Origin of the sequence: Nocardia sp. (assembly GCF_025465275.1) — a bacterium.
In the GTDB taxonomy this organism is placed as follows: Bacteria; Actinomycetota; Actinomycetes; order Mycobacteriales; family Mycobacteriaceae; genus Nocardia.
The window spans coordinates 1-16127 of sequence record NZ_JAODNK010000072.1 but is presented as its reverse complement, the minus strand read 5'-3'; the positions used below and the strand labels follow the sequence as shown (position 1 = coordinate 16127).

Genomic DNA, 16127 nt, shown 5'->3' with positions numbered 1-16127 from the left:
GATCGGCCGCGCCGCCGGTGTAGCGTGCGCGCTGCCCCACCGACCACCCGCCCGCGACTGGAGAGAAAACGACGAATCAGCAAGCGCTACAACGGCGTATCGGTGGTCTCTTTCCAGTTGGATGACCACAGGGCGGTCACGCACTGGTCAGTGCCCGTTGTGGGGCGAACGGAGTTCGGTCGCGACCCAACGGTCACGCTGGCGCTCCAACCGCCCGGCCACCGTCAGCGCCCGTGATCGGTCGCGGCGATCGGTCACCCACACCGTGGCGCAGAATTCGATGACGTTCTCGGCGCACCGGCAGGCATGCAGCGAATGCAGCCGATAGCGGCCCTGCGCGCATCGCGCGCGCGTGAGCAACCCAGCGAGGACCTTCTCCGACAACAAGCCACGCAGCTGCATCGCCGGCCGACGATGATTGATGACCTCTACCAGCCGGGAGAGCAGATGCCACAACTGTTGATGGATCTCGCCGGATCCGATCCGGACCGGGAACGTTTCCGGGTGCAGGGCAGCGGCCGTTTCGGCGTCGCCGCCACGACCGACCAGTTCGATCAGCGGGGCGGAAGACATGCTTGCCGTACGGCAATCAGAGCCCAAGGAAACTGGCTCGTACAGACCGATGTCACTTCGTCACCGACATCGACGGATCCGGTTGCGTGACACCGATGTCTACGCGCAGATCGGCAGCTTCCTCTACGCCGCACTGAATCAGCTTCTGCAAGCGGTCGGGATGCATCGCAGACTGCAACGCGGTGTCGAGCAACAGGGCCATCCTGTGCCCGGGGTCGGCGGCCAACGCAACCTCCAGGGCAACCCCAGCCAGTGCTCCGTCACCGCGGCGGTAGGCATTGAACGCCAGCAACATTGCTGCCTCGGCCCGGTCCGGTCCCGACAACGAACGTGTCAAAGTCAGCCAAACCTGTTCCGCAGCACGCATATATATCCCGGCAGTAACTCCGAACATGCAATCGCGCACCTGCGGATCCCGCAATGCAACAGCGGTCTCCGCCAACACCGAAGGCGGACACGTCGAGAAATCGGTCGCCTGTTTGATGGCCTCGATCACGCGCCACAACGCCATTCGACTGTAGGCGTCGGGATTACCGATCCGGACAGCCCGCAAGAAGCGTCGATGCGCATCGGCCGCTGCCGGGGGCAGCGCACGTGCGACCTGATCCCGCAACGATTCATCGACCGCGACAAGGTGTTCCAGATCGGCGCGGGAACGATACAGCGGGCAACCGTCGAATACCCGCAGCATAGCTGTCCTGGAAGCCCTGGGATCGGGAAGCGTTCCGCGGCGATACGGACGAACCAGAGTCCACCACAGTGCGGTCGCGCAGAACTCGGCGACAGCCCAGGCGTTGACGAGCACGACATCGAGTTCCGTCAGCCTCTTGTCCAAGTCCGCTATCAATTGGTGGTGATCGCGGTGCGGGCGGACGCCGTCGCCCACTGGCGGCGAGACCCGGTCGTCGACCACGATGGCAAAGGCGGCAACGATCTCCGAACGGCGACAAACATTGGCGACCTGCGATATCGCCGGGCACTCCGAATGCGTTCTGTATTGCGGAAGATCAGCGCGCACGGTGGTAGCGATTTCGAGCGTGCCGGTCTCGGTAGGTCGCTTGAGTGCGATCACGACCAATGACTGCTCGGGGGTGAACCCGAGTACTGCGGGTACGGCGGCGATCAGATCGCCAGGTGTGCTGATACGCAACTCCGACACCATGGGGTGGCTCCTCCTGGAAGGGGAAGCCCCACGCACGCAACACATTATTGAGCAATTCCAAGTGCGCTGCGCCTGCGGGGCGGTGGGCGCATCGCGTAGACACCGGCGGCGGAAAAGGGCGGTCAAGCCGCAGCAGAGACATTCACCGCAGTGATCCGGCGGTCGGCGTTTCTGGTCTCGGCCCCTCGCGGCTTGACCGCCCGCGCGGCCGGTGTAGCGTGCGCCCGCCCACCGCCCCGCAGGTGCGGTCGCACTGATAAAGCTGTCATCCCCTCAAAACCTGAGGTGTTGAACAAGAGCCAGTTGGCGCAGGCGCTCGGGCACACGTAGGCGCCCTGTGGTGATCGGCATCGCCGCATGCCGATTCAACCTGGTTGGCCGGATGGACGATGAGTAGCATTGTGAGACAACGCTATTCGGAGTTCAATACCGCGTCCGAACACAGCAAGGGTCCCGGTGAAGGTATCGGTTGGTGCCTGTGTGCTGGATGCCGCCCGGCTCATCGCCGGTGAGGACACGCTGCTCGCGGTGATCTCCACGGTTGCGTGCGCTGGCCCCTGCGCTGTCCTGCCTGAGCTCGGCAGTCGCGGTCTACCCATATCGCGGGCGATGGTGTTTCTATGTACCGCTGCGGTGGTTACGTGGGGCTGGGTTGGCGGGTTTTCTCGGCACCCTGCGTTGTGTGCCGATCCGGTGGCCTGTCCGGCGGGGCGAGGATTCGGGTGACCCCGCCGGACAAGCGCGTATCCGGACTGCATTCCGGGAATGGTTGGCGAAACCGTGCAGTAATTCGATGCAGAGCGTGCGGATGGATTGCTCAACGCTGTCAGGATCGAACCGTTTGTGGCGCGGTCGAGGGCGGCCATGATCGGTGCGTGTCGTGAATGCCCTACTCGCGGGGTGAGTTTACCGGTTTCGGCGGCAGGATCACCGGCCAAGGGACGACGGTGGCTACAGATCTCTGCTGGTTCGCTGTGGGTGAATATATTGGCACGATTCGGCATGGTGTGCTTCACGGTCGATGTGGTTCAGGGCAGTAGAGTCACTGCCGCTGAACCAGCGGTCGACGGGCGGGACCTTTTTGACTATGTGATGCGGTGACCCTTCGAGGCGGGAGAGCGGGTATGGACGAGTCGCTCAGCGGTGCGAATCTGCAGAACCTGCTTGCGCAGGTGTTGGCCCGTTACGGCAGTATCGACGCGTTCTGCGCGCAGCTCTATCGATGGCTGGACTACCCCACTACCGAACTCCCGATTCTGATCGGGCTGCCCGACACGAGTCGCGGGCGGCACCAGTTCCGCGACGTGTGCTGAGCCACGAGACCTCGCCGCAGCTTCGCGCAGCACCCGAGGCCACGGATCTACGTCTCGGTATCTACGAATTACCGTGTCCCGCCTGGTGTCAGCCTTCGGGGATTTCCCGTCGGACGCTTCACTGGGGAGGCTGTTCGATCGGCATGGCGGAAATATTCGGTCTCACCCTGCTGCTGGACGTGGACCAGATGGTGCTGTCGGGGTTCGGGTCGGCCACGAACTCCGCTGTCGAGGGCATCGGTCGCAGCGAGTTGTTCGGTGGTGAGTGTGCCGAGTCGAAGCGTCGAAGTTCTCAGCGGTGCGAGCGGGTTTGATCTACTCGACGCCACGCCCATTCCCTACCGGCCGACCGGTAGGTTTTGTGGGATGCTGAGCGTGTGTCCAACTCCGACTCCGACACGTCGCTGCCATGGACCTACCGGGTCGAGATCTCCTGTCCTGGCGACCTGGACCGGCCGTGGTGGAATGTCGCCAACGCCGGTCGGTGTGCTCAGGTCGCCGCCGCGTTGGCCGAGCTCGCGCATCGGCTCGCCCGCGAACCGGCCGCCGCCGGCGCGCGCTGGTGCCGCTACCACTGCGAGATCCGTGACAGCATCGGCGTGGCCGCGCATCATCACTCCGCGCTGCTGCCCGCCCGCGATGTGCCCATCGTTCTGGCCGCCATCGCCGCCCGCCTCGCCGATCCCGACCGTGCCAACCCGCGTCGGTAACCCCGTCAATCGAAGAACCGGCGCGCGAGCTGGCACGTCATTGCCGACCGATGTGGGTGTCGTGTGTCCGGTTCGAGTGTGGCTTCGATGGATGATGGCTCGTTCCTGCCATTGAGTTGGAGGTATACCAGTAGGGATCGGCTGAGATGCGTGGGCGAGTAGGTAAGTCGCTCAGCATTATTCGGCATGCTGGCGTGCGGATTCGCCTGCAGCGGCGCGGTTGCCCGGGAAGGGGGCAGTGCCGATTCCTGCCGCAACCGGATTTGTAGCTGCGCATTCGCCATCACCCCGCTATGCTGTAAAAGCCTAGCTAACGTAGCGAAAACATCAGTGCCCCAAGGGGGCCGGTCGACACCGAGCTGCCAGTCCAGGTTGCCGAACTAGTTCGGAACCGATGCTGCGGCAGATTTTTGTCGGGGTTTCGGTTCGGTAGGTGCAATAACGTACGCGCACGCGAATAGTGCAGCGACCCAATAGAACTCGCCCTCAGCTGAATGGAATGTGCTGCGTGCGGGGATGGATGACGCTCGCGGTCGAGCTGATCTCATTCACGAGCGGGCTGTCCGAATGGTCGGCGTCGGTCGCGGTGGGACGAATGACCTCGGGGAACAGTCCAGAAAGGGGCGATTTGTTTGCACTCTCACCGGGAATCGCCGAACAGTGACATCGAAGCCCACCTATCGAGACTCCGGCAGCGCGTTCCCCACCTGGTCGGTGCGGTCGTGGCGTCGAGTGACGGTCTGCTGATCGCTGCTGATCTGCCCGAGGTGATCGAGCCCACCGGTATCGCCGCCCTGGCGGCCGCGCAGCTTTCGCTGTCGCTGACATTCGTTGCGACGACCCATGGTTCGAACCTGCACGAGGTGACCATCGACAGCGGCGGGGGACACGTGGTCGTCTACGCCGCGGGACCGGCCGCGCTGCTGACCGTCCTGACCGACACCGACGCCGTTCTGGGACGGGTGCATCTGGAAGCGCGTCCGGTGGCCCGGGCGATCGAGGAACTGTTGACCCCAGCTGTCGCGCCGGCGGAAATGATGATGACCAGTAGTGGATTCGCGGTGGCATCCAACGGATCCCGGCCCGAAGCTCCGAAAATCCACTGAGCCGCACCACAATGCGGGAGAGAGGCGAACGATGTCGAATTTGGATGTGGCATTGAAGGACATGATGAACATCGACGGTGCGCTGGGCGCGGCGGTCGTCGACTACACCAGCGGGATGGCCCTGGGTACAGCCGGAGGTTCCCGGACTCTGGATCTTCAAGTCGGCGCCGCGGGCAACACCGAGGTGATGCGCGCCAAGATCCGCACGATCGAACAGCTGGGCCTGAACGAGGGGATCGAGGACATCCTGATCACACTCTCGGGTCAGTACCATATTCTGCGCCCGCTGAGCGCCCAGCGTTCCACCGGACTGTTCCTCTACCTGGCGCTAGATCGCGCTCGCGCCAATTTGGCTCTCGCACGCCATCACCTGCGCCAAATCGACGACGAACTCGAGATCTGACCAGACTTCGAAATATCGGCCGATCAGGCAGCTCGGTTACTCGGAAGATCAGCCGCAGCATGCGAACGTCGGGACTTCCGCCGGAGGATTCTCTGCCAGGCAGCCGCCTTGCTACATGCGTGATCGGTTAGTATCTCCGCGTCAATAGCTTTGCGACCATTGACGATTACCCAGCTGGCGCCCCATACCTCTTCGCACGAGGGTGTGGGGCGCCAGTGGTTTACGCCGTCATGCGACCGTTTGCAGATGGTTGGACATCCGCTTCGAATCCTTCGCCAGCTGCGTGTGATCCGGGCGAAGGTACAACTCGGTCACGCGCGAGTCGGCATGGCCAGCGATCAGTTGCAGACGATGAATTGGAACGCCGGCATCGGCAAACCAGGTGAGTCCGGTGTGGCGAAGGGTGTGGCGTACCAGATGCCGGTATCCGAGTGAGGCTACGACCTCGTCCCAGTGGGTTGCTCGGTGCAAGCTCCCGGTATCGATGCTCCCGCCACGTGGGCCGATGAACAACCGTGCGTCTGGGTTGCGTCGGCGCGGCGCGAGCCGATCAGCGATCATCGCCTGGATCTCCTCGATCAGCGGCACATAGCGGGCTCGATTTCCCTTGGTCCCCTTGTCGATTGCTCCTATCGAGCTGCGTGTGGTCTGGCGGCGAACAGTCCAGATCCACGAGTCTGTATCGATATCGCGGACGCGGCATCCGGCTACTTCGCCGATGCGTGCCGCTGTGCAGGCGGCGAACATGACCACGTCGCCCCAGCCTTGGTATTGCTCGGCCGAGGCAGCGACCAGCGCGTCGCAAAGCTCTACCAACGCTTGCCAATTCGGCAACGCCAACGCACGTGGGTTCTGGAGCTCGTCTTCGAGCTGCTTGTACAGCGCTTGCCAGCCACGTACCCGCGCGGGATTGATGTCTATGAGACCATCGCGCTTGGCCTGAGCCATCAGCCGGGACAGGACTGCGAGAGTGTTCTTGATGGTGGATTTTCCGCAGCCGTCGTCTTCGATCCATCCGACCACGGCCCTGTCCACCATACCGTTGGTGATCATCGGAACCCCGAGGTGGCCGAGAGTAGGTTTCACCCGCAACCGCCAACCACACATGTACGGGTCCAGAGTCTTCTGCTCCAGACCTCGCAGCGCCAGGTTCATGTTGGCCTCGCCGTAGTCCAGCAGACTGACGTCGGCGCACGCGGGCGAGATCCCGCGCATTGCCAAGGTCTTCATTTCCGCGAACCATTCGTCGGCGAGGTCGCCGGTCGGGAAGGTCTCGGACTTCGAATCACGTTTTCCGGACTGCGGATTGGTCCATCGCACCCGCGCTCGGAACGGATTTCCGGACCGGCTCCGCGCGAGCTTCTCGATATCGCAGTTCAGCCGGGTTCCGATCGGTAGCTTCAGAATCTCAGACATGGGAGCGCACCCGCCGCTCCCGCGCGACCGGAACTCGATCGACTGCGACCATCACGCAGCCGGTATCACATGCCGCGCAGCCAGATACGCCTCGATATCGCTTTCCGGGTACTTCGCCACCCGATTCGAAATCCGGATGAAGCCCGGGCCTTCGACCGGCTCTGCGCGGCGCCACCGCCGCAGAGTCGATGTATCGACACCGAGTAACCGTGCGGCCTCGCCAGTCGAGTACATCCGCTGGTTCAACCACGATAGGTGATTGTTGTTCTGCTCCTCCACAATCCACCACCTCCCTCCGGCCCTGGAGGTCGACCAGCGACAATCGCTCCGGCTCAATTGCCTTCGTGGCCAACGCACGCGGGGACCCAGTCGTCCGGCGGCGCGACATCGAAGGATGTGGTTCGGCTCCGCCGAGCGTGGAATCGACAGCATGCCGCGGATATCGCGAGCAGTTGCCTGTCGGTGCTTCATCCGGCTCCGCTGCGGCAGTTACCGGGAACCCCGAGGATCCGGGGAGTCTCTCCAAGGTAGGGCGGAACCCGATATGCCCGCAACCTTGCGGCATCCGCGATATGGGATGTGACATGTGCGGTTGGCGGCGCGTCGAACGGCCCGCGAAGACGGCATCGGAGGACCCGAAATACCCGTTGATGATCTCTGTGCCCGACAACCCCGAGATACCCGGGGTAGGCGCTGTGGTCCACAATTGGTCCACAAAACGTGACCGGTCGGGGGCGGAAACCGCCCCCGACCTGGTCGGGCTGACAGGATTTGAACCTGCGACCACTTGACCCCCAGTCAAGTGCGCTACCAAGCTGCGCCACAGCCCGTTGCACTCCGCTTCGCTTCGTGCTCGATGAGATTACATCAGGACCCCCTGGTTCCTCCAAATCGGCACGTTACGGGCGTGTGGGAGGGGTTTCGGAGGGGTTCGGTCGGGGGCTTTCGGGTTCGTGGGCCACTTGGCGGGGGGTCAAGTGGCCTGCGGGCGAATTGTGGTGGGTTTCTTGGGGTTTGCGTCAGTAGTAGACCGGGCCCGGTACCCCGCCGCCTGCGGCGATGGCGTCGCCGGTGATGGCGACGCTGCGGGGGGAGGCGAGGAAGGTGACTACGTCGGCTACTTCTCCGGCGTCGATGACTCGGCGGATGGAGTTCTTGGGGAGGTCGGCTTCCAAGGCGGCGACTGTGGTGCCGGATTCTTCGGCCTGGGCGGTCAGACGGTGGGTGAGGCGTTCGGTTCTGGTCAGGCCGGGGTGGACGACCGTGACGTTGATGCCCTTGGGGCCGAGTTCGTCGGCGAGGTTCTTGATCAGGGCGGAGACGCTGACATTGCGGATGGTTTGGGCGATCGAATTGGCTTGGCGGGCACCGAGTCCGCTGATGTTGATGATGCGGCCCCAGCCCTGTTCGATGAAGTGCGGTGCGACGGCGCGTACGGTGCGCAGATAGCCGAGGACCTTGATCTCGACCTCGTGGCGGACGACGTCGTCGGTAGTGGCGGTCAGGTTTGTGGGTGCGCCGGCACTCCAGGGTGTTGCGGCGGAGTTGACCAGGATGTCGACGCCGCCGAGCTCCTCGACGGTGCGCCGGACGAGCTCCTGCACCTGGTCGTCGTCGCCGGTGTCGGTCGGGATCGCGATGATTCGTCGGCCGGTCTCCGCGGCCAAAGCCTGTGCCGCGGCTTTGAGCGGTTCGGCCGAGCGGGCGGCGAGCACGATATCCACGCCTTCGGCCGCGAGTCCGCGCGCAATGGCCAGACCGATGCCTTTGCTGCCGCCGGTGACAATCGCGCGCTTTCCAGTCAGATTCAGATCCACCCCAGTCACGCTAACCACGCCGCCGGCACCGGTCGCCGATTCGGCTCGAGCTGAGCACATCGAAATCGTGGTGAGTGCAACCGCTGTCCGATGTGGTGCGCTTCGCTAACGTTCATTGGTCGGATGCTGATGCGGAGGAGTGTGTATTGACCACCGAGTCGATCGTCGAAATCGGTACCTCGCTGCACCCGCTCGACGACCCGGTGCGGGCGTCGTTGCGTGGTGTGCACAGCCGGTTCGCCCACTGGGTGGGCGAGATCGGCCGCTACGACCCGGAGGTCGCCCGGTTCATCGGGCATCCGCCGGTGCTGGAGGAACAGGACTGGGCCGATCTGGCCGCGGTGCTCGGACCGGGCGGCGGTACCGCACTGCGCGGGCACGGCCATGTGCTGCCGGACGGATGGACACTGCTGGATCAGTTCGGCTCGGTGCAGATGGACGGCACCGGGCTCGAGGTCGCCCATGATCCGGAGCTAGAGGTGCTCACCGCGGCGGATGTGCCCGAGGTTCTGGAGTTGATCGCCCGGACCGAACCGGGCCCGTACGCGCCGCGGACCATCGAAATGGGCACGTATCTGGGCCTGCGGGTGGACGGCAAGCTGGTGGCGATGGCGGGGGAGCGCATGCATCCGCCGGGCTGGACCGAGATCAGTGCCGTCTGCACCGATGCCGAATTCCGGGGCCGGGGTCTTGCGACCCGTTTGATCCGGGCGGTCGGCGCGGGGATTCGGGCGCGCGGCGAAACGCCGTTCCTGCATGCCGTCGCGCACAACACGACGGCGATCAGCCTCTACGAGACGCTGGGATTCACGCTCCGCAAACGCGGGCAACTGAGCCTGGTGCAGGCGCCATGACCTACGCGCTCATCGAGGAGCACGGCGTCCACGGCACCGGCCTCGCACTGTAAAGCCACCGGGACGACCGCAAGGGTTGGGAGCCGAGCTCCCAACCCTGGTGTGGTCCTTGCCTATTCGTGCAGCAGCGGCAGCAGTTGGTTGCCCTGCCGTTCGATCTCCGTCAGGTACGGGGTATCGGACAGCACGAAGTGGGTGACCCCGAGATCGCGGTATTTGCGCAGCGATTTGGCGACATCCTCCGCGGAGCCGACCAGCCAGGTGGTGCCGGCGCCACCACCGCCGAATCTGCCGGGTGCGGTGTAGAGATTGTCGTCGAGCACTTCGCCGCGGGCGGCCAGGTCGAGCAGTCGCTGCTGCCCAACGGCTGCGCTGCGCAGCGGATCCCGCAGCGCGCCTTCGGAGTTGGCCATCTCCGCGACCTTCGCTTCGGCATCCGCCCAGGCCTGCTCGGTGGTGTCCCGGACGAAAGTGGTTACCCGCAGCCCGAATTCGAGCGGCGCGTGCTCCCGCCCGAGTTCCGAGCTCAGAGCTCGCAGACGCTCGATCCGCTCACGCACACCGTCGAGCGGCTCGCCCCAGAACAGCTGGACGTCGGCTTCGGTCGCCGCAACTCGCTCGGCCGCCTCGGACGCGCCGCCGAGGTAGAGCTTCGGGTGCAGCCGGTCCCCGCGCGGGGTGATCCGCGGTACGACCGTGGAGTCGGTCACCTGATAGTGCTCACCGCGGTAGGTGACGTTCTCCTGCGTCCACAGTTTGCGGACCAGCTGGAGGAACTCCTTGGTCCGGCCGTACCGCTGCGCCTGATCCTCCTCGGCCGCACCGTAGGCCCCCAGATTGTCCTTCCCGGACACGATATTGACGCGCACCCGCCCGCCGGACAGCTGATCCAGAGTGGCTGCGGCGGTGGCGAAATGGGCGGGCTGCCAGTATCCGGGCCGAATCGCGACCAGCGGTTCGAAGCTGGTGGTCCGGGCGGCCAGGGCGGTGGCGACGGTGAGCGTGTCCGGCCGACCCCAGCCGGTGCCGATCAGCGCCCCCTTCCAGCCGTGCTCCTCGAGGGCTTTGGCCTGCGCGCTGAGGGTTTCGAGGCTGTTGTGATCGGTCGTGACCGGCTCGCCGCGGTGCCCCGGGGTGACCTGATTCGGGATGTACCAAAGGAATTCGAGACTCACCTCGAAAGTATCGACCTCGGCCGTGCCCGCGGCCCCGGCCCAGCGCTCGTCATCGATTCAGGAAATGCGCCTGACCAGCAGCGGATCACAAGGCTGAGACATTAATTCGTCGAGATTCCAGCAGCAAGCTCACCGAGCAGCTTCCAGGTCCGCCGCTGATCGTCCGGACCGGCCAGGTCGGTGCTGGTGAGCACGACCTCGGTGGCCCCGGCCTCGAAATAGCGCCGGATCTGGGCGGCGACGGTCTCCTCGTCGCCGATTACGGCCAGGTCCGCCGCCCGGGTCGCGCCCTCGAGTTCGATAATCCGGGTGTAGGAGGGCACCTGGTCGTAGAACGAGAGCTGCCGCACCGCCTCGGCGCGCGCCGCCTCCACATCGGCGGTGACCACGGCCGGTACGAACGCGACAATGCGCGGCGGTGTCGAGGACGCCTTGGTGATGGCCGGAACGATGTGCTCGCCGAGGGTTTTCGGGCCCGCCAGATACGGCAGCGTGCCATCGGCGAGTTCGCCGGTGACCCGCAGCGACTGCGGCCCCATGGCCGCGACCAGCACCGGTACCCGCGGCTGCGCGCCCGGGAGGGCGGTGGGCATCGGGGGAGTGGCGGTGAGCAGTTCGCCGTGGAAGTCGGCCGTCCCGGTATCGAGCAATTCCCGCAGTGCGGTGAGGAATTCGCGCAGGCGGGCGATGGGCCGATCGAACGGCAAGCCGAAAGCGCCTGCGGCAAAGCTGGATCCGACCGCCAGCCCCAGGTGATAGCGCCCGTGGGTGGCCGCCTGTGTGGTCTGGGCTTGCGCGCAGACCAGCAGTGGATGCCGACCGACCACCGGAATTGCCGAGGTGCCCACCTGCAGCTGTGGCACCTCCCGGCCCACAATGGCGGCCAGAGCGGCCGAGTCGTAATCCATCCGCTGGCCGAACCACACCGATCGCACCCCATACTGCGCGGCCTCGCGCGCGGCGAGCACGATCGCATCGACATAGTTCGTTGTATTCGCCTGGGCGAGAGCTATTCCGAGGTTCACGACCGAGTGCAACCACACGCGATCGCATAATGTTCCGGCTTCGCTTTTACGAATTGGGCAGAATCACCGCGCGACCATCGATCGTGCCCGCGTGCAATCGCTCATAGGCCAGGGGCGCTTCGTCGATGCCGAAGGTCTCGACGTGCACCTCGACCTCACCGCCACGGGCGATGTCGAGCACCTCGATCAGTTCCGCCCGAGTGCCCCAGTACGGGGCGGTCACCGCGGTTTCGTAAGGGAGCGAACCGAATCCGACGGGCACCGAGCCACCGCCGATTCCCACGATGGTGAGATCGGATTCCACACCCGCACACGCGGCGGCAATGGATGCGGTGGGCGGCGCACCGACGAAGTCGAGCACCACCTCGGCGCCGCGTCCGCCGGTGAGCGCCTTGACCTTGTCCGGTGCGCTGGAATCGGAGAGGAGCGTTTCGTGCGCGCCGACGCGACGAGCGAGGTCGAGTTTGTCCTCGGACACATCCAGCGCGATGACGCGGGTGGCCGTCATGGCGCGCAGCAGCTGGATGGCCACATGGCCGAGACCGCCCGCTCCGATCACCACCGTCGTACTACCCGGAATCAGCTTGGGCACAGACCTTTTGATCGCATGGTAGGGAGTGAGCCCCGCATCGGTGAGCGGCACACTGCGTACCGGATCGAGGTCGCCCAAGGGCACCAGATGGCGGGCATTGTCGACGATCATGTACTCCGCCATCGCGCCCGGCGCACCGAGACCCGGCGGGAAGATCTGCAACTCGGCCGCACGCAGGCAGTAGTTCTCCTTGCCCTCCGCGCATTTGTGGCACGCACCGCATCCCCACGGTCCGTACACGGCCATCATGTCGCCGATCCGGACACCCTCCACCCCGGAACCGAGCGCCGCGACGGTGCCCGCACCTTCGTGTCCGAGCGTGAGCGGCAACGGAAACCTGATGGCCTCGGCCGGCAGACTCATCACCATGACGTCGGAATGACATACCCCGGCGGCGGCGACCTTCAACAGCACCTGACCCGGCCCGGGTTCGGGATCGGGCACGGTGACAACTTCGGGCGACCCGCCCACGGTTCGATACTGCACAGCCTTCACTGTCGACCTCCGTTCGGAAAACCTCTCGGGAGCTGCCGGTCGGTGGTGCGTTCGCAAACCGAAGGTTACTCCGGCGAACGGGGCCTCCGAATGCTGGTGTGTGGAGGCCCTGCTCGGCTCAGTGAGTGCTCAGAGACTGAACGGCGTGCGCACCCGCCCGGCGACCGGAGAAGACGCAGTCGGCCAGGGAGAGCCCGCTGACATAGGAATTGGAGCAGACGCCGACCGCTGCGCGTCCCGCCGCGTACAGCCCGGGGATGGTGCCGCCGTCGTCGGTGCGCACGGCGCCGGTGTCCTCGTCGACGAGCAGGCCGCCCAGGGTGAGCATCGGCATCGGGTAGCTCAGCCGGGCCTTGAAGGAGATGTCGAGTAGCTGGAACGGCCCGTTGCGAAGCGGGCGGCGAATGTCGGCCGGCTTGCCCATGGGGTCGGGCAGGTTCTCCTCGATCGCGCGATTGTGTGCGTCGACGGTTGTGCGCAGTGCGGCCGGTTCGATACCCGCGCGGGCCGCGACATCCTCGATCGACTTACCCGTGATCGGATTCAGCCGCATGAGCCGTTCGGCCTGCATGCGCTGGAACCACACCGACTGCGGCCCGATCTGCGTGCGGGACTCCGCGACCAGCTCCGAATCCAGCAGCAGCCAGGCCCGATTGCCGGGGCTGGTGGCGATCGCCGCGCCCATGGCCGCGCCGTAGCGGGATTCGTCGATCATGCGCCGGCCGTTGGCATCCACGGCGATCGAGCCGAAGAACGCACTCGGCGGCGCGATGAACCGCCAGGTCGACATGGCATCCATCTTGCCTGTGGCCGCACCGATCGCCTCGGCCATGGTGATGCCGCTGCCGTCGTCGCCGGCGGTGCCGAGCGGCAGGCCCTCGGCCCACGGGTAGGTCGGTGCGTGCCGCGCGACCATCGCGCCATTGGCAATGAAGCCACCGGTGGTGAGAATGACGCCGGACCGGGCCTCGATGCGCACCGGCACGCCGTAGCGGCGCTCCATACGATCGAGCTGCGACTGCACGAGCTGCCGCAGACCCGGGTGGTACACACCGGGTTTCGCGGAAATCCGGGCCAGCGCCGCAAATCGCTTCAGTACTGCGGGGGAGGCACCGGTGAGCGTGATGGCCTCCACTCCGACCACGCGACCGTCCTCGACCACGAGTCCCGTTGCGCGGGTGGCGGTTTGCGTCCGCACCCCGTGCCGCGCGGCGGAGTCCGCCAGCGGCCCGAACAGCTTCTTGCCCGAGACACCGCGCCCGTGCGCGCGATGCCCGCGCTGCCGCGGTTTCGCCAATTCCCGGAAGCCGCCGGAGTTTTCGCTGCCGGAGTAGTACAGGTAGTGCTCGTCGGTCGGGTACGACGTCTTGTACGGGCACAGCGAGGGCTCGAACGGCACCCCGTGCCCGGTCAGCCAGTCGATCATGGCGGAGGATTCCTCGCAGAACCGGCGCAGTGTCTGCTCGCTCACCGCATCGCCGACCTCGGCGCGCAGGTAGGCGAGCATATTGTCGACATCGTCCTCGACGCCCGCCGCGCGCTGCACCCAGGTGCCGCCGCCGGCGTACACGATGCCGCCGGACAGCGCGGTCGCGCCGCCGCCGATGAACCGGTCGATGGCCAGTACGTCCGCGCCGGATTCGCGCGCGGCCAGTGCCGCCGCGACACCCGCGCCGCCGTATCCGACGACCACAACATCGGCCGAAGAGTCCCAGGTCCGCACCTTCGCGACCACCTTCCAGAACGGAAAAACGCCCACCCATGACGAGCGAGACAACTATAACGTGTTCTAATTCACCGGCGATCGGAGGGTGTGCCCGCAATTCGGCTGGGCTTCAAGCCGATAGGTGCGCGATCAACTCGTCGATATAGGCGCGGAAGAGTTGCGCCATATCGACGCTGTCGGGCTCGAGCAGCCACTGCAATTGCAGGCCGTCCATCATGGCGAAGATCTGGCGGGCGACGGCCGGGGTGTCGACATCGGCGCGGATGGTGCCGTCGGCGATGCCGTCGTCGAGCGCGCCCGCGAGGTAGGTCTCGAAAGTGCGGTACCGGTTGACCACCCAGTCGCGCGCCGGATGGTCCATGGTGACCGCCTCGCTGGTGACCACGGTGAACAGCCGGACCAGTCCGGGCACGTGCATATTGTGTTCGACGAGCCGGACCAGTCGTTCCAGTGCGTCCTTGCCACGAAGTTGCTGGCTGAAGCCCAGGCGGTCGTAGTCGAGGCGGTCGCGGTAGTCGAGGACCGCGGCCAGCAGTGCCGCCTTGTTCGGAAAATAGTGCAGCAGACCGGGCTGCGACAGTCCGCAGCGCGCGGCGATCTCGGCGATCGACGCGCCGCGATAACCATTGTCGGCGAAGGCCTTCAGGGCCTCGTCGATGATCTGCTCGCGGCGGTAGTCGGCCCGCCGGCGGCGTTGCGGGTGCGGGGCCATGTGCAGCGACAGTAGTCGCGGCCCGGGGAGCTGCACCTTCACGCTAGGTAACGAAGCGATTACAGTACCGAGTGATCACTCGGTTAGTGGGTTATCCGCTGGCAGACTCGGGGCAGCCGTACAGGGCCGTACGAGGAAGGACAGCCGATGACTCAGGGCACCGAAGCACCGATCGAATCGATCACGCTGCAGGGCGGGGCGGGCACGCTCGCCGCATGGGAGACGAAGCCGCCGAGCGGTACGAAAAACCGCGGCACGGTGGTGCTGGTGCCGGGCTTCACCGGCTCCAAAGAAGACTTCGAGTACATGCTTCCGCTGCTGGCCGCCGCCGGCTATCGCGCCGTCGCCTACGACCAGCGTGGCCAGTGGCAGTCGCAGGGCCCGGACGATATCTCCGGCTACACGATGGCCGATTTCACCGGTGATCTGCTGGGCGTCATCGATCAGGTCTCGCCGGACGAGCCCGTGCACCTCGTCGGCCATTCCTTCGGCGGCTATGTCGCCCGCGTCGCGGTGGTCACCAGCCCGCAGCGCTTCCGCAGCTTCACCCTGCTCGCCTCCGGGCCGTCCTCGGTCGAGGACATCAAGTTCCCGCCGCCGCAGGCGGTCGCGCAGATCGTGGAAACCGCTGGGCAGGAGGCGATCTGGCAGCAGATGAGCGCCGCCATGACCGCGGCCGGTCAGCCCCCGTCGCCCGAGCGCATGGAGTTCCTGCACCAGCGCATCCTGCAGACGAAGAAGGCCAATATTCTCGGCATTCTGAAGGTCATGGAGGTGCCGCCGATCACCGATCTCGCCGCGCTGCGGGATGCCGGTGTGCCGCTGCTGGTCGGCTACGGCGACACGAACGATCTCTGGGACCCCAGCGTCCACGAGAAATTCGCGCAGGAGCTGCACGCTGAGACCGCGGTGTATGCGGGTTCCGGGCATGTGCCCAATGAGACCGTGCCCGCGCAGGTGTCGGCGGATCTGGTGAACTTCTGGGAGGAACTGGCATGAACGACGTCATCGACGACCTATTGGCCAAACTGGATCTGGCGGCCAAGGT

16 protein-coding genes and 1 tRNA gene are annotated in these 16127 nt (G+C 65.5%); 6 read left to right on the top strand and 11 right to left on the bottom strand.

Translation table 11 applies throughout. The annotated features are described in order from the left end of the window. Window positions 1-147: 147 nt before the first annotated feature. Together JWN03_RS16050 and JWN03_RS16045 are read right to left on the bottom strand one after the other, a co-directional pair. Window positions 148-573 (bottom strand): Rv3235 family protein, encoded by a 426-nt coding sequence (locus JWN03_RS16050; protein WP_297615257.1) that lies wholly within the window; start codon window positions 571-573, stop codon window positions 148-150. Window positions 574-625: 52 nt separating this feature from the next. Then, window positions 626-1735, bottom strand: coding sequence for a DUF4192 domain-containing protein (locus tag JWN03_RS16045; protein WP_297615232.1), 1110 nt, complete (start codon window positions 1733-1735; stop codon window positions 626-628). Window positions 1736-2859: 1124 nt separating this feature from the next. On the opposite strand from JWN03_RS16045, the gene JWN03_RS16040 reads away from it, so the two are divergent. The 4 genes from JWN03_RS16040 to JWN03_RS16025 all read left to right on the top strand — a co-directional run bounded on the left by JWN03_RS16040 (window position 2860) and on the right by JWN03_RS16025 (window position 5267). Next, window positions 2860-3048 carry a hypothetical protein gene (locus JWN03_RS16040; protein WP_297615231.1) on the top strand — a complete coding sequence of 63 codons (189 nt, stop codon included), beginning with the start codon at window positions 2860-2862 and terminating at the stop codon, window positions 3046-3048. Between the two features lie 377 nt (window positions 3049-3425). Then, the gene (locus JWN03_RS16035; protein WP_297615228.1) at window positions 3426-3758 is read left to right on the top strand and encodes a hypothetical protein; all 333 of its coding nucleotides are present in this window, start codon (window positions 3426-3428) and stop codon (window positions 3756-3758) included. A gap of 632 nt (window positions 3759-4390) precedes the next feature. Beyond that, entirely contained in the window at window positions 4391-4864 is a 474-nt protein-coding gene (locus JWN03_RS16030) for a roadblock/LC7 domain-containing protein (RefSeq protein WP_297615226.1), read from the top strand. 31 nt (window positions 4865-4895) lie between these two features. Continuing rightward, window positions 4896-5267: a hypothetical protein gene (locus JWN03_RS16025; protein ID WP_297615224.1), complete on the top strand. Its 372-nt coding sequence runs from the start codon at window positions 4896-4898 to the stop codon at window positions 5265-5267. Window positions 5268-5495: 228 nt separating this feature from the next. Here JWN03_RS16025 and JWN03_RS16020 read toward each other — a convergent pair whose 3' ends face one another. The 4 genes from JWN03_RS16020 to JWN03_RS16010 all read right to left on the bottom strand — a co-directional run bounded on the left by JWN03_RS16020 (window position 5496) and on the right by JWN03_RS16010 (window position 8500). Next, entirely contained in the window at window positions 5496-6497 is a 1002-nt protein-coding gene (locus JWN03_RS16020; protein ID WP_297615222.1) for a tyrosine-type recombinase/integrase, read from the bottom strand. Between the two features lie 237 nt (window positions 6498-6734). Then, window positions 6735-6917 carry a helix-turn-helix transcriptional regulator gene (locus tag JWN03_RS45500; RefSeq protein ID WP_366914437.1) on the bottom strand — a complete coding sequence of 61 codons (183 nt, stop codon included), beginning with the start codon at window positions 6915-6917 and terminating at the stop codon, window positions 6735-6737. Window positions 6918-7436: 519 nt separating this feature from the next. Then, a tRNA-Pro gene (locus JWN03_RS16015) sits at window positions 7437-7513 on the bottom strand. 189 nt (window positions 7514-7702) lie between these two features. Next, complete coding sequence (locus JWN03_RS16010) at window positions 7703-8500, bottom strand: SDR family NAD(P)-dependent oxidoreductase (protein WP_297615220.1); 798 nt, start codon at window positions 8498-8500, stop codon at window positions 7703-7705. 146 nt (window positions 8501-8646) lie between these two features. Here JWN03_RS16010 and JWN03_RS16005 point away from each other — a divergent pair, with 146 nt between their 5' ends. Continuing rightward, window positions 8647-9354 (top strand): GNAT family N-acetyltransferase, encoded by a 708-nt coding sequence (locus JWN03_RS16005; RefSeq protein ID WP_297615218.1) that lies wholly within the window; start codon window positions 8647-8649, stop codon window positions 9352-9354. Window positions 9355-9467: 113 nt separating this feature from the next. On the opposite strand, the gene JWN03_RS16000 is transcribed toward JWN03_RS16005, so the two are convergent. The 5 genes from JWN03_RS16000 to JWN03_RS15980 all read right to left on the bottom strand — a co-directional run bounded on the left by JWN03_RS16000 (window position 9468) and on the right by JWN03_RS15980 (window position 15121). Further along, window positions 9468-10529 carry an LLM class flavin-dependent oxidoreductase gene (locus tag JWN03_RS16000; RefSeq protein WP_297615216.1) on the bottom strand — a complete coding sequence of 354 codons (1062 nt, stop codon included), beginning with the start codon at window positions 10527-10529 and terminating at the stop codon, window positions 9468-9470. A gap of 101 nt (window positions 10530-10630) precedes the next feature. Further along, on the bottom strand, window positions 10631-11554 hold the full coding sequence (locus tag JWN03_RS15995; protein ID WP_297615214.1) for a TIGR03564 family F420-dependent LLM class oxidoreductase: 924 nt from the start codon (window positions 11552-11554) through the stop codon (window positions 10631-10633). Window positions 11555-11600: 46 nt separating this feature from the next. Further along, a complete protein-coding gene (locus tag JWN03_RS15990) occupies window positions 11601-12641 on the bottom strand; it encodes an NAD(P)-dependent alcohol dehydrogenase (RefSeq protein WP_297615212.1) in 1041 nt (346 codons plus the stop codon). Between the two features lie 118 nt (window positions 12642-12759). After that, window positions 12760-14364 (bottom strand): FAD-binding protein, encoded by a 1605-nt coding sequence (locus JWN03_RS15985; protein ID WP_297615210.1) that lies wholly within the window; start codon window positions 14362-14364, stop codon window positions 12760-12762. A 112-nt stretch (window positions 14365-14476) separates the two neighbouring features. Continuing rightward, on the bottom strand, window positions 14477-15121 hold the full coding sequence (locus JWN03_RS15980) for a TetR/AcrR family transcriptional regulator (RefSeq protein WP_297615207.1): 645 nt from the start codon (window positions 15119-15121) through the stop codon (window positions 14477-14479). Window positions 15122-15226: 105 nt separating this feature from the next. Between JWN03_RS15980 and JWN03_RS15975 the strand changes: the two genes are divergently transcribed. Continuing rightward, window positions 15227-16078, top strand: coding sequence for an alpha/beta fold hydrolase (locus JWN03_RS15975; RefSeq protein ID WP_297615204.1), 852 nt, complete (start codon window positions 15227-15229; stop codon window positions 16076-16078). Window positions 16079-16127: the final 49 nt, after the last annotated feature.

Coding starts and splice junctions, on each gene's coding strand:
- JWN03_RS16050 (WP_297615257.1), bottom strand. CDS start 573: ATGTCTTCCGCCCCGCTGATCGAACTGGTCGGTCGTGGCGGCGACGCC.
- JWN03_RS16045 (WP_297615232.1), bottom strand. CDS start 1,735: ATGGTGTCGGAGTTGCGTATCAGCACACCTGGCGATCTGATCGCCGCC.
- JWN03_RS16040 (WP_297615231.1), top strand. CDS start 2,860: ATGGACGAGTCGCTCAGCGGTGCGAATCTGCAGAACCTGCTTGCGCAG.
- JWN03_RS16025 (WP_297615224.1), top strand. CDS start 4,896: ATGTCGAATTTGGATGTGGCATTGAAGGACATGATGAACATCGACGGT.
- JWN03_RS16020 (WP_297615222.1), bottom strand. CDS start 6,497: ATGAAGACCTTGGCAATGCGCGGGATCTCGCCCGCGTGCGCCGACGTC.
- JWN03_RS45500 (WP_366914437.1), bottom strand. CDS start 6,917: ATGTACTCGACTGGCGAGGCCGCACGGTTACTCGGTGTCGATACATCG.
- JWN03_RS15975 (WP_297615204.1), top strand. CDS start 15,227: ATGACTCAGGGCACCGAAGCACCGATCGAATCGATCACGCTGCAGGGC.